The sequence below is a fragment of the Pseudomonas sp. 18.1.10 genome, from assembly GCF_024655625.1.
Classification (GTDB): Bacteria; Pseudomonadota; Gammaproteobacteria; order Pseudomonadales; family Pseudomonadaceae; genus Aquipseudomonas.
On record NZ_JANLGL010000103.1, the window covers coordinates 1 to 20,317 of the forward strand.

Annotated in this window: 10 protein-coding genes and 2 pseudogenes; 6 read left to right on the forward strand and 6 right to left on the reverse strand. The window is 62.8% G+C overall.

Annotated elements, in window-relative coordinates; all coding sequences use genetic code 11:
• Window positions 1-101: 101 nt before the first annotated feature.
• From NUV89_RS17715 to NUV89_RS17725, 3 genes and pseudogenes are all read right to left on the reverse strand, one after another.
• A pseudogene (locus NUV89_RS17715) lies at window positions 102-338 on the reverse strand (NUDIX hydrolase); the annotation flags it as partial.
• Window positions 339-383: 45 nt separating this feature from the next.
• The gene (locus NUV89_RS17720) at window positions 384-680 is read right to left on the reverse strand and encodes a hypothetical protein (RefSeq protein ID WP_257782328.1); all 297 of its coding nucleotides are present in this window, start codon (window positions 678-680) and stop codon (window positions 384-386) included.
• 42 nt (window positions 681-722) lie between these two features.
• On the reverse strand, window positions 723-1,958 hold the full coding sequence (locus tag NUV89_RS17725) for a hypothetical protein (RefSeq protein ID WP_257782329.1): 1,236 nt from the start codon (window positions 1,956-1,958) through the stop codon (window positions 723-725).
• A 560-nt stretch (window positions 1,959-2,518) separates the two neighbouring features.
• On the opposite strand from NUV89_RS17725, the pseudogene nadE reads away from it, so the two are divergent.
• From nadE to NUV89_RS17740, 3 genes and pseudogenes are all read left to right on the forward strand, one after another.
• Window positions 2,519-2,977: pseudogene (gene nadE / locus NUV89_RS17730) on the forward strand (NAD(+) synthase); the annotation flags it as partial.
• A gap of 128 nt (window positions 2,978-3,105) precedes the next feature.
• Complete coding sequence (locus NUV89_RS17735; RefSeq protein ID WP_257782330.1) at window positions 3,106-3,684, forward strand: DUF2239 family protein; 579 nt, start codon at window positions 3,106-3,108, stop codon at window positions 3,682-3,684.
• A gap of 19 nt (window positions 3,685-3,703) precedes the next feature.
• Window positions 3,704-5,059 carry an MATE family efflux transporter gene (locus NUV89_RS17740; RefSeq protein WP_257782331.1) on the forward strand — a complete coding sequence of 452 codons (1,356 nt, stop codon included), beginning with the start codon at window positions 3,704-3,706 and terminating at the stop codon, window positions 5,057-5,059.
• Here the strand turns inward: NUV89_RS17740 and NUV89_RS17745 are convergent.
• Window positions 5,043-5,630, reverse strand: coding sequence for a TetR/AcrR family transcriptional regulator (locus NUV89_RS17745; RefSeq protein ID WP_257782332.1), 588 nt, complete (start codon window positions 5,628-5,630; stop codon window positions 5,043-5,045). The genes NUV89_RS17740 and NUV89_RS17745 overlap by 17 nt on opposite strands.
• Before the next feature lie 141 nt (window positions 5,631-5,771).
• Between NUV89_RS17745 and NUV89_RS17750 the strand changes: the two genes are divergently transcribed.
• Window positions 5,772-6,944, forward strand: a complete 1,173-nt coding sequence (locus NUV89_RS17750; RefSeq protein WP_257782333.1) for an MFS transporter — start codon at window positions 5,772-5,774, stop codon at window positions 6,942-6,944.
• Here the strand turns inward: NUV89_RS17750 and NUV89_RS17755 are convergent, their stop codons facing one another.
• Window positions 6,945-7,310: a type II toxin-antitoxin system HicB family antitoxin gene (locus tag NUV89_RS17755; protein ID WP_257782334.1), complete on the reverse strand. Its 366-nt coding sequence runs from the start codon at window positions 7,308-7,310 to the stop codon at window positions 6,945-6,947.
• Complete coding sequence (locus NUV89_RS17760; protein ID WP_257782335.1) at window positions 7,307-7,558, reverse strand: type II toxin-antitoxin system HicA family toxin; 252 nt, start codon at window positions 7,556-7,558, stop codon at window positions 7,307-7,309. The genes NUV89_RS17755 and NUV89_RS17760 overlap by 4 nt, the downstream gene beginning before the upstream one ends.
• A gap of 209 nt (window positions 7,559-7,767) precedes the next feature.
• Between NUV89_RS17760 and NUV89_RS17765 the strand changes: the two genes are divergently transcribed.
• Window positions 7,768-18,693: a non-ribosomal peptide synthase/polyketide synthase gene (locus NUV89_RS17765; protein WP_257782336.1), complete on the forward strand. Its 10,926-nt coding sequence runs from the start codon at window positions 7,768-7,770 to the stop codon at window positions 18,691-18,693.
• A gap of 3 nt (window positions 18,694-18,696) precedes the next feature.
• Window positions 18,697-20,317 (forward strand): condensation domain-containing protein (locus tag NUV89_RS17770; RefSeq protein WP_257782337.1); only part of this gene is annotated, 1,621 nt, incomplete at its 3' end.

Sequence of the window (20,317 nt, forward strand, 5' to 3'; positions counted from 1 at the left end):
AGCCCTTTGCTTACTTTGGGGCTTTTCCAAAGTGAGCCGCCGTAAGGGCGGAACCCTAAGTGGCCGTTACCCAAGAAACGGATATGTACCCCACCAAACCACTACTCCGCAAAACTCCGATCAAAAAAATAAACCTCCCCAGGCTTCAAAACCGCGACCGTCGCCTGCGGCCGCCCACCGTCCCCGGGCTTCTTGCGCCCCGTCTCCCGCAAATACCCCGCCTCAGCCAGCTTCAACAACCGCTGGCGAACACTGGTCTTCAACACCGGCCGCGCCAGCGGATAAATCGTGGTTACCTCCAGTGCGCTGAAATCATCGCCAAAGAACATCAACGGCAATAGTCGCCAAGTCGTGAGTTTAGTTTGGCATGTAAAAAATAGACTTTAAAAATCTCGAAGTTCTGATAATGACGGGTTCATAAGCCCCCCGCCCGCTTGTGATTTGTCTTGGGCTTTGAATGCCGTTGGAAAATTTAATGCACTCGTCTCCCCGATAAATGTTCCTTCATTTATTACGTTGGCAAGTGCATTAACTTGTATTCGTCCATTTAGTATGCTGCGAAAAGTATTTGGTTGTGAGAAGTCAATAATTGCTTGTGCTTCCGTAACAACGGTTAGAAATCCCAGCATTGAAATAAATAAAGCCCCTGATCTAAGCCGTTTGTGTGTGATGCGAGTCATTGAGGATCTCCATAAGTAATACATCTGCACGTGTTTACATGTTCAGAACAACGTTGCGGCGGCAGCGTTTATGTTTTGCGCAGTGTCTGTTGTTCCCCCAACAACAAACTTTCCAGTAGGGGAGATACTAGTTAGTTGACTTTTTAGTCCGCCATTTATGGGCGCCAATGCCTGGGTGCCTTCATCAGGTGTCCAAGTGCAGGCTGTGGTGTATTGCGCGCTGTTTTCGCAGGTCAAAACGATAGTGTCGTTGTGTGCAAAATCCACGGCTTTGGTGGTGATGCTTCCTGGCAGTGGCACAATCGGACGGATGCCAAAACTGTCCTTAGGATCTCCCCAGAATAGATTCTGTGGGATGCCGGTTGAGTCACCGCGTCGAGCCAATATATGCCCGGCGTTATTGATTGCGATACCTTGGTTTTTTGCGTTCAGGGGTAACGTCAGCAGTTTGGGTAGACTGGAAGGTGTGGCCCAGAAAGCCGTTTGTGGGACGTGATCGTCCGAGTCGGGGAAAACGCAGGTACCTACGATCTGACTTTGATCATTCATCCCAGCCGCCAAGCAGTAACTGGCGTCTGTGGGCACAGGTAACACGTTGAGGTTATATCCGCTCACACCACGTGTCGCGACAGTTGGAACAGGTTTGGCGTTAGTGCCCAGGCAGTTCATGAGCAAACTCGGGTAACCATAAATCAGGGTGCTGTTTACATCAATCCCGGCGCAGTTGTCACCGAACGTTGAAATACGTATCGGTGTTCCGCTCCCAGGGATATACAGCACTACCGTTTGATTGCCGCTGGCGCTGATACTTTGCGCCAAGACGGCGCCCTGTTGACTCAGCGTAATGGCATGAGTTTGGACGTCGGCTGGTCTCAGCAACGGAAAGAGAAGGGTTCTTGGTAAAGGATTAAGCTTTGTCGGGGTAGTACCGGGATTGCTAGTGGACCAGATCACAGAAAACTCAATATTGGAGGCATCAGAGCAGTCGCCCACTATCCAGCCACTATTGGTAATGCCTCCGACTCTGCATGGTTGTCCTGAAACCAACGCAGCAAGCGGTTGCAGAGAACCTCCTGGTGCAGTGGCAACCCACGGTACATTGTTTGCGCTGGCACTTGGGAGAAGACAGTTGCCGACGGCTTGGCCGCTGTCGTTAATGGAGGTCCCAATACACTGAGCCCCGGCTACATGGACGTAATCAACGAACATTGCTGCATTGGCCATTGATGCGTTAGTCAGCATTAAGGCAGCGAGTGTGTACCGATACATCAAGCGCATAGTCAGTCCATCCCTAGGAGGTTGTTTTTACACCGTATATAAGCTCTGTGTGCTGGTATTGGAAATGAGTTGATCCTAGAGTGGGTGCTGCTGCAACTGTCATTTTTAACAGGTACCAAAAAGTAATGCCTCCGATAAGTGTCCCTCTCAGCATGCGTGAATTGCTCTATCTAGCCTGTTTGAGGCAATTAGCGCTGCCGCGGTGAACCACAACGAGTGCGTAAGTACTGACCGATGGTCGGAAACCTATTTCTGGAGTTCGTTGCTACAACCCAACCGCGAATTCGGATCATGCTGTGCCTGGGCCTCAGCGATGATCGGGAGAATTGCAAGTTTCCATGGCTGTTCGGGCTGCTCGACGCACGTAAGCGTGGGGTCTGCGGGGTTGCTCATATCCTCATAGAGCGTAGGAGCGATCAGATACTCTCCCTGCACCGTATAGGTATGCCGTAGGGTGATTCTCGATAATTCGCCATGGCTGGTTCGGCTTGCCGTCGCTGGGCAACCAGCGCGCGGTATTCGCCGGCTTCGTAGGCAACGCTTTATCCATTCTGTACCAGCTCGACACCCTAAACATCGCTGCCAGTGCCGCCCACGTCGACTTCATCAAAGGCAACGTCAAGGCACGTACGCGGATGATCGCGCAATACGCCGTGGCCAACCTGCACCACGGCCTGGTCGTCGGCACCGACCATGGCGCCGAAGCGCTGATGGGTTTTTTCACCAAATTCGGCGATGGCGCCTGCGACCTCGCGCCGCTGTCCGGCCTGACCAAAACCCAAGTGCGCCTGCTGGCCACGGCCCTGGGCGCGCCGGACACCCTGGTGCACAAACACCCGACCGCCGACCTGGAAGAATTGCTGCCGGGCAAGTTGGATGAACACGCCTACGGCTGCACCTACGCAGAGATCGACGCCTACCTCATGGGGCAACCGGTGAGCGAGCGGGTGAGGGGAATCGTGGAAACCGCGTATGCCAACACCACCCACAAACGCGCACTGCCGATTACTCCGCACTGATGATCGTTCCCACGCTCTGCGTGGTAATGCAGCCCTTGACGCTCCGCGTCTGCGTCAATGCACTTGCAAGCTGCAAAATTTCGATTAATATAACCCGGGTAAAACAAATAACACCCGGGTGATAATCAATGTCTACGTCAAACATTCCCCTGTGCACCGCCTTCGTCAGCCATCAACGCGTGGCGGCGGGTTCCTACGCCGATGTGGCCCACACGCTGTCAGGCCTTGACCTGGCCACCGGCAGTTTCCTGGTATTCGATGATGTCACTGGCACCCAGGTCGATTACCCCTGGCCGGCGGGTTATGCGCCGGATCAGCCAGCGCAGGCCGTGGCGGCTGACGAGCCGCCCGCCGCTCCTTCGGTAGGGCGGCCAAAGCTGGGCGTGGTCGCGCGCGAAGTCACCTTGTTGCCACGCCACTGGGAATGGCTGGGTCAGCAACGGGGTGGCGCCTCCGCCGCGTTGCGCCGGTTGGTGGATGACGCTCGCAACGTGCACGCCTCCCGCGATCAGATACGCCAGGCCAAGGAGGCCAGCTATCGTTTCATGAGTGCCATCGGTGGCAACCTGCCCGGTTTTGAAGATGCCTCGCGCGCGCTGTTTGCCGGGGACGCCGCAGACTTTGCCCACAAGATCGCGCACTGGCCGCTGGACGTGCAGACGTACCTGGCCTGGCTGTCGCGCAATGCCTTTGCCGCCCAACCCTAATTCACGGATTCGAACCCCCATGGAAGTCACCCAGCAACGGCCGTTGTGGCAGATCTACCTGATCTTTCTGGCACCGATGGTGCTGTCCAACTTCCTGCAAAGCTTTTCCGGCACGCTCAACGGCATCTATGTCGGGCAAATGCTCGGCACCCAGGCGCTGGCGGCGGTGTCGGGGATGTTCCCCATTGTGTTTTTCTTTATTGCCCTGGTGATTGGCCTGGGGGCCGGTGCTTCGGTGCTGATCGGCCAGGCCTGGGGCGCGCAGGAGACTGGGTTGGTCAAGGTGATAACCGGCGCCACCCTGACCCTGGGCGCGTTGGTGGGCGTGGTCGCGGCGGTGCTCGGCAGCCTGTTTGCGCGCCCGGCGTTGCAAGCATTGGGCACGCCGATTGACGTGTTGGACGATGCGGTGGGCTATGCGCAGATGATGATGTTAATCATGCCGCTGCTGCTGGTTTTTATCCTGTATACCCAGTTGTTGCGCGGGGTCAGCGACACGGTTTCGCCGCTGCTGGCGCTGGTGGTTTCCACCCTGGTGGGCTTGTTGCTGACCCCGGCGCTGATTCGCGGCTGGATCGGCCTGCCGCCCATGGGCATCCAGAGTGCGGTGTTCGCCGGGCTGGTGGGCAACGCCTTGGCCATGTTGTTTCTGATCCTGCGCCTGCGCCATAAAAAGCATGTGATGGCGCCCGACCGCGAACTGCTCGCGGCCTTGCGCCTGGACCGCGTGATCCTCGGCAAAGTCCTGCGCATCGGCCTGCCTACCGGCTTACAGATGGTGGTGCTGTCGCTGTCGGAACTGGTCATCCTCGCCCTGGTCAACGGCCACGGCTCCCAGGCGACGGCGGCCTATGGTGCGGTGACGCAGATCGTCAATTACGTGCAGTTCCCGGCGCTGTCGATTGCCATCACTGCGTCGATCCTCGGTGCCCAGGCCATTGGCGCAGGGCGCCTGGAGCGTATCGGGCCGATCCTGCGCACCGGGCTGCTGATAAACACCTGCCTTACAGGTGGCCTGATCGTGCTCGGCTATGGGCTGTCGCACTGGCTACTGGGTTTGTTCATCACCGACGACACGGCGCGGGTCAACGCCGAGCACCTGCTGCATATCATGCTGTGGAGCATCCTGGTGTTCGGTTTCCAGGCGGTGGTCGGCGGCATCATGCGCGCCAGCGGCGTGGTGTTGATGCCGGTGGCGATCTCGATCTTCTGCGTGCTGTGCGTGGAGTTGCCGATGGCGTACCTGTTCAACGCGCACTTCGGCCTGGAAGGCGTGTGGATGGCGTTTCCGGTGACCTACCTGGCGATGCTCGGGTTGCAGGTCGCGTATTACCGGCTGGTGTGGCGGCATAAGCAGATTACGCGTTTGGTGTGAGTTTCAGGCCGCGCAGCAGTTGCTCCAGGCCCAGCAAGCCTTCTGCCAGGCGCGCGTCCGGGTTTTCATCGCGGGCGATCCACAGCGCAGTGCTGACCAGGCTGCCATTGATTAACTGAGCCAGCGCCTGGCTCGGAACCGGGTGGATCACCCCGGCCTGCATCAAGGCTTCCAGCAGCTGGTGCAGGGAGGCCACGCAGTGTTGCTGGGAACCGGTCTCTCCCAGCACCGCCGGGGCGTCTTGCAATACGATGCGCTGGATCTCGCCATCCTGGGCCATGCCCAGGTACGTTCGGCAGCGTTCGCAAAAACCGGCCCAGGAGTCTGTGGCGTGGTCGGTGATGTGCTGCAAGCGCGTATCCATCTCGCTGTCGAGTTGCGCGACCACGGCGGCCAACAGACCTTTCTTGTCACCGAAGTGATGGTACAAAGCACCACGGGTCAGCCCGGCGCGGGCGGTAAAGTCGTCCATCGAGGTGTTGGCATACCCTTGTGTGGCGAACGCCTGGCGGGCGCTGGCGATCAGCCGGGCACGGGTGTCTTCGATCATTTCAGCGCGGGCTCGGCTCATGGGGTGGCTCGTTATGGGCAAGTGAGTGATTGACATACGCTGCGTATGTTAAGCATGATTCGCCACATACGCACCGTATGTATTTTGCCTTGCTGGCTTCAGATGGCAAGCCCCAAGGCACAGAGGAAGAGGTCAAGAGAGATGGCAAACCCCTACGCCGCGTTGTTCCAGGTTCCAGGCGCCCGGGCTTTTGTACTGGCCGGCATGCTTGCGCGCATGCCGGTGTCGATGACCGGCATCGGCCTGATTACCATGCTCGCCCAGGTGCACGGCGGCTATGGCCTGGCGGGCTCGGTGGCGGCGGTGTTTGCGTTGGCCACGGCGTTTTGTGCGCCGCAGGTTTCGCGGTTGGTGGACCGTTACGGCCAGGGCCGGGTGCTGCCCATCGCCGCGTTGATCGGTGGTGGCGGTTTGTTGATGGTGCTGCTGTGCACCCGTTTGCAGGCGCCGAGCTGGACGTTGTTCCTGTTCGCCGCCCTGGCCGGCTGCATGCCGAATATGTCAGCCATGGTGCGGGCGCGCTGGACCGAGTTGTACCGCGGGCAACCACAACTGCAAACGGCGTTTGCCCTGGAATCGGTACTGGATGAAGTGTGCTTTATCATCGGCCCGCCGATCTCGGTGGGCCTGAGCGTGGTGCTGTTCCCGGAAGCCGGGCCGTTGGTCGCCGCGTTGTTGTTGGCGGTGGGGGTCACCACCTTTGTGCTGCAGCGCGAAACCGAGCCGCCCGTGCATGCGCACCACGATCACCACAGCGGTTGGTTGATCGCGTCGCCCTCGGTGCTGATCCTGATGATCCTGCTGCTGGCCATGGGCGTGATCGTCGGCGTGGTGGACGTGGTCAGCGTGGCCTTCGCCCAGCACCAGGGCCAGCCGGCGGCGGCGAGCATCGTACTGTCGGTGTACGCCATCGGCTCGTGCCTGGCGGGGTTGGCCTTTGGCACGCTCAAGCTCAAGGCGCCGCTGCCCAAGCAGTTTCTGTGCTGCGGCGTGGCCACGGCGTTGACCACCTTGCCGTTGTTGCTGGTGACCAACATCCCTGGCCTGGCCGTGGCGATCTTTATCTCCGGCCTGTTCTTCGCACCGACCCTGATCGTGTCCATGGCCCTGGTGGAGCGCATCGTCCCACCCAGCCGCCTGACCGAAGGCATGACCTGGCTGATTACTGGCCTGAGCATCGGCGTGGCCATTGGCGCTGCCAGCTCCGGCTGGATGATCGACCACTTTGGCGCCACCAGCGGGTTCTGGGTGGCGTTGGTGGCGGGGCTGCTGGTGTTGGGGTCAGCGGTGCTGGGGTATCGGCGGTTGGGGTAGTCAGCCAGTCGTTGGGAACGGCTCCGCGCAGTGATGTTGTAAAAACTCGTTCAATGCTTGGCGTGTCAGATCATTGAGTGTGACTTTTTTGCGGGTCGCCGCCAGGGCCGCTGCCAAATGCAGGTCATGGCCGACCCGAACGTTGAACGATCCCTTGCACGGTTTTTCGGGCGTTTGCCCAAGGGTTTGGCACGTGGCGAGATAGTCGTCCACCGCCTCGCGAAAGGCCGCGTACAACTCGGCGACGGTTTTCCCTTCGTAGCTGACCAGTGCCTTGATAAACAGCATCTTGCCGAACAGGCAGTTGTCTTCGAGGCTGGCTTCGATAGAGCCGATGTAGCCTTTGTGTTTCAGTTGGTTGTTCACTGAATCAGGTCTCCTGATTTCAATTGTTCGATGATCTGGCGCCGAATGTAGTGTTTCAGTTCGTTGCCGGGGTGAGGCTTGTGCAATGTGATCATTGCCGTCGGGTCGCCGATATCGAATTTGACGCGGCTTCCGGCCCCTTCGATCTGTGTGTAGCCCAGCCGCCGCAGCAGCGTCACGAGATCGGGCCAAGTGAATGTCATGTGTTCGTTGAGCAGTTTGGCGAGCAGCTTTTCATTTTTGGACACGGCGTTCCCTGCGTGCGACTAAATGTAGTTGCAAAAAGTGGTGTTCGTCAATGCTAGCTCGGCTTCGCCGGCCTTTCCCAGGATTGATGTAACCCTTGATGACACCCGGCTACAGGCCTTCTTCCCCGCGCTAATTTTTCCCTCTCCGGTTCGTTTTATAGGGACGACGTGCCTTTGTGCTTCCCGCCTATTGCCCCGGACTCCAAGAAATGAATGCTGAAGACTCCTTGAAACTTGCTCGCCGGTTTATCGGGTTGCCCCTGGAAAAACGCCAACTGTTCCTGCAAGCCTTGCAGAAAGAAGGCGTGGATTTTTCAAGGTTTCCGATCCCGGCAGGCGTGGAGACGGAGGATCGCCAGGCGCTGTCCTACGCGCAGCAGCGCATGTGGTTTCTGTGGCAATTGGACCCGGCCAGTGGCGCCTATAACTTGCCGGGCGCAGTGCGGCTCAAGGGCGCGCTGAGCCTGGAGGCCATGGAACAGGCGTTCGCCAGCCTGGTGGCGCGGCACGAAACCTTGCGCACCGTGTTCCAGCGCCAGGCCGATGAGCGCCTGCTGCAAGTCGCCGCGCCGACTTCGCTGGTCATCGACCACCTGGATTTCAGTACCTTGCCTGCCGCCGAGCGCGAGCCCGCCGTCAATGCCGCCGCGACCGCACAATCGCTGCAACCGTTCGACCTGGAGCACGGCCCGCTGCTGCGCGTGCAACTGCTCAAGCTCGACACGCAAGAACACGTGCTGTTGCTGACCTTGCACCACATCGTTTCCGATGGCTGGTCGATGAACGTGCTGATCGACGAATTCATCCGCCTCTACGACGCCCATGAACGCAACGAAGCGCCGCAACTGCCGCCGTTGCCGATCCAATACAGCGACTACGCCCTGTGGCAGCGCCGCTGGCTGGAAGCGGGAGAGCAGGCGCGCCAGCTCGACTACTGGCAGGCGCGCCTGGGCGACGAACACCCGGTGCTGGAATTGCCCACCGACCGCTCGCGCCCGGCCATGCCCAGCTACCAGGGCACGCGGCACAACTTCGCGATCGACCCCGCGCTGGCCGCACAACTCCGCAACTGTGCGCAACAGCACAACGTCACCCTGTTCATGTTGCTGCTCGGCGCCTTCAACGTGCTGTTGCATCGCTACACCGGCCAGGGCGATATCCGTATCGGTGTGCCCATCGCCAACCGCAACCGCAGTGAAGTCGAAGGCCTGATCGGTTTCTTCGTCAACACCCAGGTGCTGCGCACCGAACTCAGCGGGCAGACCCGTGTCGGCGAGTTGCTGCAAGGCATCAAGGAACACGCGCTGGGCGCCCAGGATCATCAGGAGTTGCCGTTCGAGCGCCTGGTGGAAGCGCTGAAAGTCGAGCGCAGCCTCAGCCATACGCCGCTGTTCCAGGTGATGTACAACCACCAGCCGCTGGTCGCGGATATCACCAACATCCGCACCGCCTCTGGCCTGGAGCTGGCCTTGGTGGAATGGCAGGGCCGCACCACCCAGTTCGACCTGACCCTCGACACCTACGAAAAGTCCGGCACCCTGCATGCGGCGCTGACCTACGCCAACGACCTGTTTGACGCGCCCTCCATCGCGCGCATGGCCGAACACTGGATCAGCCTGCTGCACGCTATGGTCGCCGATGGCGAGCAACGCATTGGCGAGTTGCCGATGCTCAGCGCCGAGGACCGCCACGCGCAGGTCGTCGCCTGGAACCACACCGCCGAGGCCTATCCGACCGAGCGCGGCATCCATCACCTGATCGAAGACCAGGTGCAACGCACCCCGGATGCCCCGGCGCTGACGTTCGCCAGCACCACGCTGACCTACGCCCAACTCGACGCCCGCGCGAACCGGTTGGCCAACCTGCTGCGCGAGAACGGCGTCGGCCCGGACGTGCTGGTGGGTATCTGCATCGAGCGTTCCATCGACATGGTGGTAGGCCTGCTCGCCATTCTCAAGGCGGGCGGCGCCTATGTGCCGCTGGACCCGGAGTATCCCGAGGAACGCCTGGCCTACATGATCGAAGACAGCGGCATCACGCTGCTGCTCAGCCAGCACAGCCTGCTGGCGCAACTGCCCACCGCAGGCATCCGGGTGATTGCCCTGGACCAGCCCGCAAACGAGCTCGACGGCTACAGCACCGAATCGCCCGCCGTGGCCATCCAGGCGCTGAACCTCGCCTATGTGATCTACACCTCGGGCTCCACCGGTAAACCCAAGGGCGCCGGCAACAGCCATCGCGCGCTGGTCAACCGCTTGTGCTGGATGCAGCAGGCCTACGCGCTGGACGACAGTGATGCGGTCCTGCAGAAAACCCCGTTCAGCTTTGACGTGTCGGTGTGGGAGTTCTTCTGGCCGCTGATGACCGGCGCCCGCCTGGTGGTCGCCGCCCCTGGCGAACACCGCGAGCCGGCGCGCCTGATCGAGACCATCGGCCACCACGGCATCACCACCTTGCACTTTGTGCCGTCGATGCTGCAGGCGTTTATCCATGAGCCTGGCGTGCACGCCTGCACCCGCCTCAAGCGCATCGTGTGCAGCGGCGAAGCCTTGCCGCTGGATGCGCAAACCCAGGTCTTCGCCAAGCTGCCCCAGGCCGGCTTGTTCAACCTCTATGGCCCCACCGAAGCCGCCATCGACGTCACCCACTGGACCTGCATCGATGAAGGCGCCGACAGCGTGCCCATCGGCCGGCCCATCGCCAACCTCGCCACCTACGTGCTCGACGCCCAGCTCAACCCGGTGCCGGCCGGCATATCCGGCGAGCTGTATCTGGGCGGCACGGGCCTGGCCCGCAGTTATCACCGGCGTCCGGCGTTGACCGCCGAGCGCTTTGTGCCGAGCCCGTTCTTGGCGGGCGAGCGCCTGTACCGCACCGGCGACCGCGTGCGCCAACGCGCCGACGGCGTCATCGAATACCTTGGCCGCCTCGACCATCAGGTCAAGCTGCGCGGCCTGCGCATCGAGCTCGGTGAAATCGAGACGCGCCTGATGCAGCATCCCTCGGTGCGTGAAGCCGTGGTGCTGGTGCAAGGCGGCAAACAGTTGGTCGCTTACCTCGTCCACGAGAATGATGAGCCCGCCGACCTCAAGGCCTGGCTGCTCGGCAGCCTGCCGGAATACATGGTGCCGACCCACTTCATCGCCCTGGCCAAGCTGCCGGTGACCGCCAACGGCAAGCTCGACCGCAAGGCGCTGCCCCTGCCGGACGTCGCGCCGCAACAGGCCTACAGCGCCCCGCAAAACCCGCTGCAAAGCGCTTTGGCCGCGATCTGGCGCGATGTGCTGGGCCTCGCGCAAGTCGGCCTGGACGACAACTTCTTCGAACTGGGCGGCGACTCGATCATCTCCATCCAGGTGGTCAGCCGTGCCCGGCAGGCGGGGATTCGTCTCAGCCCGCGCGACCTGTTCCAGTACCAGAGCGTGCGCAGCCTGGCGCGGGTGGCGAGCTTCGAGCAGGCCGCGCTGATCGATCAAGGCCCGGTCAGCGGCGACGTGATCCTCACCCCGGTGCAGCACGGCTTCTTCGCCCAGGCGATCCCGGCGCGTCAGCACTGGAACCAGTCGCTGCTGTTGACCCCGCGCGAGGCCCTGGAGCCTGTGCGCCTTGCAGCGGCGTTGACCCAGGTGATTAACCATCACGACGCCTTGCGCCTGCGCTTCGCCCGGCAGGTCGATGGCTGGCAGCAAAGCCATGGCGCAGCCGTCACCGACGCGGCGTTGTGGCAATCCCACGCCAGCAGCGATGCCGAACTGGCCGCCCTGTGCGATAGAGCCCAGCGCAGCCTCGACCTGGAACACGGCCCGCTGCTGCGTGCCGCCTTGATCACGTTGGCCGATGGCAGCCAGCGCCTGCTGTTGGTAGTCCATCACCTGGTGGTCGACGGCGTGTCGTGGCGCATCCTGCTGGAAGACCTGCAACAGGCTTACAACAGAGTCGCCTTGCCGGCAAAAACCAGCGCCTATCAAACCTGGGCGCAGCAGTTGCAAGCCCATGCGCACAGCCTCGACGCGCAACTGCCGTACTGGCAGGCGCAGTCGGTCGACGCCGACCTGCCGTGTGACAACCCCCAGGGCGGCCTGCAAAACCGCCTGGGCGACAAGCTCGAAATCCGCCTCGACGCCGAACACACCCGGCAACTGCTGCAAGACGCCCCGGCGGCCTACCGCACCCAGGTCAACGACCTGTTGCTGACCGCACTGGCGCGGGTGCTCAGCCGTTGGAGCGGCCAGCACGCGGCACTGATCCAGCTGGAAGGCCATGGTCGCGAAGACCTGTTCGATGGCGTCGACCTGAGCCGCACCGTCGGCTGGTTCACCAGCCTGTTCCCCGTGCGTTTGCAGGCCGAAGGGGAATTGTCGAGCGCGATCAAGGCGGTCAAGGAACAACTGCGTGCAGTGCCCGACAAGGGCCTGGGCTACGGCTTGCTGCGCTACCTGGGCACGCCTGAATCCCGCGAAGCCCTGGCGGGCCTGGCGCCGCCGCGCATCACCTTCAACTACCTGGGGCAGTTCGACCGGCAGTTCGACGCGTCCGCGCTGTTCGTCCCTGCCACACAAGGCAGCGGCCAGGCCCAGGACGCCGAGGCGCCGCTGGCCAACTGGCTGACGCTGGAAGGGCAGGTGTACGGCGGTGAACTGAGCCTGAGCTGGGGTTTCAGCCGCGAGATGTTCCAGGTTTCGACCATTCAACGCCTGGCCGATGATTACCAGCAGGAACTGCTGGCGTTGATCGCCCACTGCCTCGACCCGCAACACGGCGGCCTGACTCCGGCCGATGTGCCCCTGGCCCGCCTGACCCAGGCGCAACTGGATGAGTTGGCACTGGCTCCCCGTGGCGTGCAGGACCTGTACCCGCTGTCGCCGATGCAACAGGGCATGCTGTTCCACAGCCTGTACCAGCAAGGCCAGGACGACATCTACGTCAGCCAGCTGCGTGCCGATATCCACGGCCTCGACGTGCCGCGCTTCCAGCGGGCCTGGGAACAGGTGCTGGCCCGCCACGACATGCTGCGCACCGGGTTCATCTGGCAGGACGCGCAGGCGCAAGCCTTGCAAGCGGTCTACCGCGAGGTGGCCTTGCCATTCGCCGAATACGACTGGCAGGCACGCCCCGATCAGCAAGCGGCGTTGGACGAGTTGAGCGAAGCCACCCGCGCCCAGGGTTTTGTGCTGGAACAGGCGCCGCTGCTCAGCCTGAAACTGGTGCGCACCGGCCCCGACCGTTTCCATCTGATCTACACCAACCACCACATCCTGCTGGATGGCTGGAGCCGGGCGCAATTGTTCGGCGAAGTCTTGCAGCACTACGCCGGCCAGCCCTTGCCGGCGATCCACGGGCACTACCGTGACTACATCGACTGGTTGCAGGCGCAGGACGCGTCCCTCAGCGAAGCGTTCTGGAAAGACCAGTTGGCGACGCTGCACACCCCGACGCAACTGGCGCGCGGCGTCTCGACGGCGCCTGCAGCGCCCAAGGGCAGCCAACACCTGCACCTGAGCGCGGCGCACAGCACGCAGCTCAAAGCTTTTGCGCAGTCGCACAAAGTCACCCTCAACACCCTGGTGCAAGCGGCCTGGCTGCTGTTGCTGCAACGCCACACCGGCCAGGCCACCGTGGCCTTCGGTGCTACCGTTTCCGGGCGTCCGGCGGGTTTGCCGGGGGTGGAGCAGCAGGTCGGCCTGTTCATCAACACCTTGCCGGTGATTGCCACGCCGAGCCCGCAACTGTGGGTCGGCGAGTGGTTGCAACAGGTGCAGGCCCTCAACCTCAGCCTGCGCGAACACGAGCACACGCCGCTGTTCGACATCCAGCGCTGGGCGGGTGCGGGCGGTGTGGCGCTGTTCGACACGCTGCTGGTGGTGGAAAACTATCCGGTGTCCGAGGCGTTGGCCCATGGCGCGCCCGCTGGGCTTGGTTTCAGCAACGTGCAGAACCTGGAGCAGACGCACTATCCGCTCACCGTCTTGCTCGGCGCGGGTACGAGTTTGGAGTTTGAGTTCAGCTTCGATACGCAGCTGTTTGCCGAAGCTGAGATCCGCCAACTGGCCGAGTCCTTCCAGCACCTGCTGCACGGCTTGAGCCAGCCAACACCTCAGCGCCTGGGGGATGTACCGGCGCTGACCGCCGCCGTACGCCAACAGGTGGTCTACGCCTGGAACGCCACCGCCCGCGACTACCCATTGCAACGTTGCGTGCATCAACTGATCGAAGAACAAGCCGCCCGCACGCCGGATGCGCCGGCGCTGGTGTTTGCGCAACAACGCCTGACCTACGCCGAACTGAACCGCCGCGCCAACCGCCTGGCCCACCGCTTGATCGAGGCCGGTGTAGGCCCGGACGTGCTGGTCGGCTTGGCAGTGGAGCGCTCCATCGACATGGTCGTCGGCCTGCTCGCCGTGCTCAAGGCCGGTGGCGCCTACGTGCCGCTGGACCCGGAATACCCACGCGAACGCCTGGCCTACATGCTGGAGGACAGCGGGGTCAAACTGCTGCTGACCCAGGCGCATTTGCAGGCGCAGCTGCCGATTCCATCGACCCTCGACACCCTGGTGCTGGGCGAATCCACCTTCGAAGGCTACAGCGACCTCAACCCGAACATTGACCTGCACGGCGAAAACCTCGCCTACGTGATCTACACCTCAGGCTCCACCGGCCAGCCCAAAGGCGCCGGCAACCGCCATGCCGCCCTGGCCAACCGCCTGCACTGGATGCAGGAAGCCTACGCGCTGGACGTCAGCGACAGCGTGCTGCAAAAGACCCCGTTCAGCTTCGACGTATCGGTGTGGGAGTTCTTCTGGCCGCTGATGACCGGCGCACGCCTGGTGGTGGCTGCGCCGGGCGATCATCGCGATCCGGCCAAGCTGGTCAGCCTGATCGACGCCGAACACATCACCACGCTGCACTTTGTGCCATCGATGTTGCAGGCGTTCCTGCAAGAACCCACCGTTGCCACCTGCCACACCTTGCAGCGCATCGTGTGCAGCGGTGAAGCGCTGCCGGTGGACGCCCAGCAGCAGGTCTTTGCCAAGCTGCCCAAGGCCGGGCTCTATAACCTCTATGGCCCGACCGAAGCGGCCATCGACGTGACCCACTGGACCTGCACCGATGAAGGCCGCGATGCGGTGCCGATTGGCCGGCCGATTGCCAACCTCGGTTGCTACATCCTCGACAGCCACTTCGAGCCCGCGCCCGTCGGCGTGCTGGGCGAGTTGTACCTCGGCGGCGTCGGCCTGGCGCGCGGGTATCACCGTCGCCCGGCGCTGACCGCCGAGCGTTTTATCGCCCATCCGTTTGTCAAAGGCGAGCGCCTGTACCGCACGGGTGACCTGGCGCGTTACCGCGACGACGGCGTGATCGAATACGCCGGACGCATCGATCATCAAGTCAAACTGCGTGGCCAGCGCATCGAATTGGGGGAAATCGAAGCGCGCCTGCTGGAACACGATGCGGTGCGCGAGAGCGCTGTGCTGGCGGTCGATGGCCAATACCTGGTGGCGTACGTGGTGCTGCACGACGCCGCCGAGGATTGGCGTGAAGTGCTCGGCACCCATCTGGCCGCGCACCTGCCGGACTATATGGTCCCGGCACAGTGGCTGGCGCTTGAGCGCATGCCCCTGAGCCCCAACGGCAAGCTCGACCGCAAGGCCCTGCCGACAGTCGACGTGCAAGCGCGTGAATACCTCGCGCCGCACACCGAGCGCGAACAACAGGTCGCGTCTATCTGGGCCGAGGTGCTCGGTGTGGCGCAGGTCGGCCTCAACGATCAGTTCTTCGAACTGGGCGGGCATTCCCTGCTGGCGACCCAGGCCGTGTCGCGCATCCGCCACGCTCTCGGCCTCGATGTGGGCTTGAAAGCCCTGTTCGATCAACCCGTGCTTGGCGATTTTGTCCGCGCGCTGGGGGAAACACAGGTGCAGATCAGTCAGATCCAACCCATCGAACGCGACCAACCCCTGGCCCTGTCCTACGCCCAGGAACGCCAGTGGTTCCTCTGGCAACTGGACCCCCACAGCGCCGCCTATCACGTGCCCAGCGCCTTGCGCCTCAAGGGCCCGCTGGATCAAGCAGCCTTGCAACGCGCCTTCGACACCCTGGCCGCCCGCCACGACAGCCTGCGCACCCATTTGCAGCAGGACGCCGACCGCACGGTGCAAGTGATCCGCCCGCACGTGGCGCTCGAACTCACGCTGGTGGACGCCGATGAGGCCCGCTTGAAGGCCCTGGTCGAGGCGCGCATCACTGCGCCGTTCGACCTGCGCCAGGGCCCGCTGATGCGTGTCAGCCTGTTGCGTCTGGCGGCGGACGAACATGTGCTGGTGCTGGTGCAGCACCACATCATCTCCGATGGCTGGTCGATGCACGTCATGGTGGATGAGCTGGTGCAGCTCTACGCCGCCTACAGTCAGGGGCAAACCCTGCAACTGCCGGCGCTGGCGGTGCAATACGCCGACTACGCGGCGTGGCAACGCCAGTGGATGGAAGCGGGGGAGAAGGCCCGTCAGCTCGATTACTGGCGTGAACTGCTCGGCGGCGAACAGCCGGTGCTGGAACTGCCGTTCGATCACCAGCGCCCGGCGGTGCCCACCCATCGTGGCGCGCGCCTCAATGTGCCGCTGCCGACTGCACTGCTGGACGGTCTCAAAGCCCTGGCCCAGCGCGAAGGCGTGACGCTGTTCATGCTGCTGCTGGCGTCCTACCAGGTGCTGTTGCACCGCTACAGCGGCCAGCAGGACATCCGCGTCGGCGTGCCCATCGCCAACCGCAACCGGGTCGAGACCGAGCGCCTCATTGGCTTTTTCGTCAACACCCAGGTGCTCAAGGCCGACATCGACGGGCACACCACCGTGCGTGAACTGCTGGCCCAGGTCAAACAGCGCGCCCTCGACGCCCAGGCCCATCAAGACCTGCCGTTCGAGCAACTGGTGGAAGCGCTGCAACCGGAACGCAGCCTCAGCCTGAGCCCGCTGTTCCAGGTGGCGTTCAACCACCACATCAGCCTCGCGGGCGGGCATTTGCAGCGGTTGGGCGAGTTGGACATCAGCCCGGTCGCGTGGGATGAAGCGGTCGCCCAGTTCGACCTGACGCTGGATATTGAAGAGTCGGCGGCGCACCTGCGTGCCTCGTTGAGCTACGCCACCGACCTGTTTGACGCGCCGACCATCGCACGCATGGCGCGGCATTGGCAGAACCTGTTGCAGGCGATGGTTGCCGATCAGCAACAGAGCATTGGCCAACTGAACCTGCTGGATGCGGATGAGCAGCAGCACATTCTGCAACTGTGGGATCGCAGCGAATCCGGCTTCTCCAGCGCCCGCTTGGTGCATGAACTGTTCGCCGACCGCGCCCGTGAAAATCCCCAGGCGGTGGCGGTCAAGTTCGACGCGCAGACCCTCAGCTACGGCGAGCTGGAGCGTCAGGCGAACCGTCTGGCTCACGCATTGATCGCCCGTGGCGTGGGCCCGGAAGTGCGAGTGGCGATTGCCATGCCGCGTTGTGCCGAGAGTCTTGTGGCGTTTCTTGGCGTGATGAAGTCCGGTGGCGTGTATGTGCCGCTGGACATCGAATACCCGCGTGATCGCTTGCTGTACATGATGGAAGACAGCCGCGCGAAACTGCTGCTGACGCATTCCAATGCCTTGCAGCAATTGCCGATTCCCGAGGGTCTTGAGGTGCTGGCGATTGATCGTACCGAGGACTACCCCGAGACCGCGCCAGGGGTTGAATTGGACGGCGACAACCTCGCCTACGTGATCTACACCTCCGGTTCCACCGGCATGCCCAAAGGCGTGGCGGTTTCCCACGGGCCTTTGGTGGCGCACATCATCGCCACCGGCGAACGCTACGAAACCAGCCCGGCCGATTGCGAATTGCATTTCATGTCCTTCGCCTTCGACGGTTCCCACGAAGGCTGGATGCACCCGCTCATCAACGGCGCCAGCGTGCTGATCCGCGATGACAGCCTGTGGCTGCCGGAATACACCTACGCGCAGATGCATCGGCATAACGTGACCATGGCGGTGTTCCCACCGGTGTACCTGCAACAGCTGGCCGAACATGCCGAACGCGACGGCAATCCACCGGCCGTGCGGGTCTACTGCTTCGGCGGCGATGCGGTGGCGCAGGCCAGTTACGACCTGGCCTGGCGTGCGCTCAAGCCGACGTATCTGTTCAACGGCTACGGCCCGACGGAAACCGTGGTCACGCCGTTGCTGTGGAAGGCGCGTAAAGACGACCCTTGCGGCGCCGTCTACGCACCCATCGGCACACTGCTGGGCAATCGCAGCGGCTACGTATTGGACGCCCAACTCAACCTGCAACCCATTGGCGTGGCCGGCGAGTTGTACCTGGGCGGCGAGGGCGTTGCGCGGGGTTACCTGGAACGTCCGGCGCTCACCGCCGAACGCTTCGTGCCGGACCCGTTCGGCAAACCCGGCAGCCGCGTGTACCGTAGTGGCGACCTGACCCGTGGGCGTCCAGATGGCGTGGTCGACTACCTTGGTCGCGTCGATCACCAAGTGAAAATCCGTGGTTTCCGCATCGAACTGGGGGAAATCGAAGCGCGCCTGCGGGAACAGGACAGCGTCGGCGAAACCGTGGTGGTGGCCCACGACGGCCCGACCGGCAAGCAACTGGTGGCCTACGTCGTGCCCGCCGATGCGCCGCCGGCCAACGAAACCGAGTTCCGCGACACCCTGCGCCGCGCCCTGAAAACCCGCCTGCCGGACTACATGGTGCCCGCGCACTTCATGTTCCTCGCGCAGATGCCGCTGACCCCCAACGGCAAGCTGGACCGCAAGGGCCTGCCCGAGCCGGACGCCAGCCAGTTGCAGCAACACTACGTGGCGCCGGAAACCGAGCTGGAGCAGCAGGTCGCCGCCATCTGGGCCGACGTGCTGCGCCTTGAGCACGTGGGCCTGAACGACAACTTCTTCGAAGTCGGCGGCCATTCCTTGCTGGCGATCCAGATCACCTCGCGGGTCCAGGCCGAACTGGGCCTGGAAGTGCCGCTGGTGGAAGTGTTCCAGACCGAAACGCTGCGCGCCTACGTCCAGGCCGCAGCCACATTCCGTGCCGGCAGCGCGGAAGACTTTGATGATCTTCGTGACTTTTTGAGCGAACTAGAGGCGATTTGAACCATGCTTTCCAACCCTAATATCGACCTGGTGTCGCGCTTTCTTCGCCTGCCTCTGGAACAACGCCAGCAGTTCTACCAACGTTTGCAAACCCGTGGCATGAGCTTCGGGCAACTGCCGATTGCCCCGGCCCGCGAGGCCGGTGAAGCGCTGCCGCTGTCCTACGCCCAGGAGCGCCAATGGTTCCTCTGGCAACTGGACCCGCATAGCGCCGCGTACCACGTGCCGGGCGCGCTACGCCTGAGTGGGCGTCTGGACAAGGCGGCCTTGCAACGCAGTTTCGACGGCCTCGTCGCTCGCCACGAAAGTCTGCGCACGCGGTTGCACCTGGAAGGTGAGCAGCGCGCCCAGGAAGTGCTGGCTCACGCCGTGGTCGACATCGCCGAAAGCGCGGTCGACGAAGCGCAGCTTAAGGCACGGGTCGAGGCCGAAATCGCACGGCCCTTCGATCTGCAACACGGCCCGCTGCTACGGGTGAGCTTGCTCGCGTTGAGTGAAGAGGAACATGTGCTGGTGCTGGTGCAGCACCATATCGTCTCTGACGGTTGGTCGATGGGCGTGATGGTGCAAGAGTTGATGCGCCTGTACGCGGCCTACAGCCAGGGGCTCGAGTGTGAGCTGGCGCCGTTGCCGATCCAGTACGCCGACTACGCGCTGTGGCAGCGGCGTTGGATGGAAGCGGGGGAGAAGGCCCGCCAGCTCGGTTACTGGCATGAGCTGCTGGGTGGCACACAACCGGTGCTGGAATTGCCGTTCGACCATCCGCGCCCGGCGCAACAAAGCTACCGGGGGGCGCGCCTGGACATCGCCCTGGAGCCGGCCCTGGCGGCAAGTGTGAAAGCCCTGGCGCAGCGCGAAGGGGTGACGCTGTTCATGCTGCTGCTCGCTTCGTTCCAGGCCTTTTTGTACCGCTACAGCGGCCAGCAGGACATCCGTGTCGGCGTGCCGATTGCCAACCGCAATCGGGTCGAGACCGAGTCGCTGATCGGCTTTTTCGTCAACACCCAAGTGCTTAAGGCCGACCTCGATGGCCAGATGTCGTTCGCCGAGTTGCTCCAGCACACCAAGCGGCGTGCCCTCCAAGCCCAGGCTCATCAGGATCTGCCCTTCGAACAGTTGGTGGACGCGCTGCAACCCGAGCGCAGCCTGAGCCATAACCCGTTGTTCCAGGTGATGTTCAATCACCAGGTCAATACCCAGGCGGCTGCGCAGCAATTGCCGGGTTTGCGCGTGGATAACCTGGAGTGGAGCAGCCAGACCGCGCAGTTCGACTTGAGCCTGGATACCCAGGAAACCCGCGACGGCCTCTGGGCCTCCCTGACCTACGCCACCGACCTGTTCGGCGGCGCCACGGCGGCGCGCATGATGGGCCATTGGCTTGGCCTGCTGCGCGCTGCGGTCGCCAACAGCGCGTTGCCGTTGCAGGATCTCGCGATGCTGGACACCGCCGAGCGCGAGCGACGGGTGTACCAGTGGAACGCCACGGCCCGTGACTACCCGCAAGGACAGTGGGTACATCAGCTGATCGAACAACAAGCCGCACTGACCCCGGATGCACCGGCGCTGGTATTTGCGCAGCAGCGCCTGACCTATGCCGAACTCAACCGCCGCGCCAACCGCCTGG

Coding starts and splice junctions, on each gene's coding strand:
- NUV89_RS17745 (WP_257782332.1), bottom strand. CDS start 5,630: ATGAGCCGAGCCCGCGCTGAAATGATCGAAGACACCCGTGCCCGGCTG.
- NUV89_RS17735 (WP_257782330.1), top strand. CDS start 3,106: ATGTCTACGTCAAACATTCCCCTGTGCACCGCCTTCGTCAGCCATCAA.
- NUV89_RS17750 (WP_257782333.1), top strand. CDS start 5,772: ATGGCAAACCCCTACGCCGCGTTGTTCCAGGTTCCAGGCGCCCGGGCT.
- NUV89_RS17740 (WP_257782331.1), top strand. CDS start 3,704: ATGGAAGTCACCCAGCAACGGCCGTTGTGGCAGATCTACCTGATCTTT.
- NUV89_RS17725 (WP_257782329.1), bottom strand. CDS start 1,958: ATGCGCTTGATGTATCGGTACACACTCGCTGCCTTAATGCTGACTAAC.
- NUV89_RS17720 (WP_257782328.1), bottom strand. CDS start 680: ATGACTCGCATCACACACAAACGGCTTAGATCAGGGGCTTTATTTATT.
- NUV89_RS17765 (WP_257782336.1), top strand. CDS start 7,768: ATGAATGCTGAAGACTCCTTGAAACTTGCTCGCCGGTTTATCGGGTTG.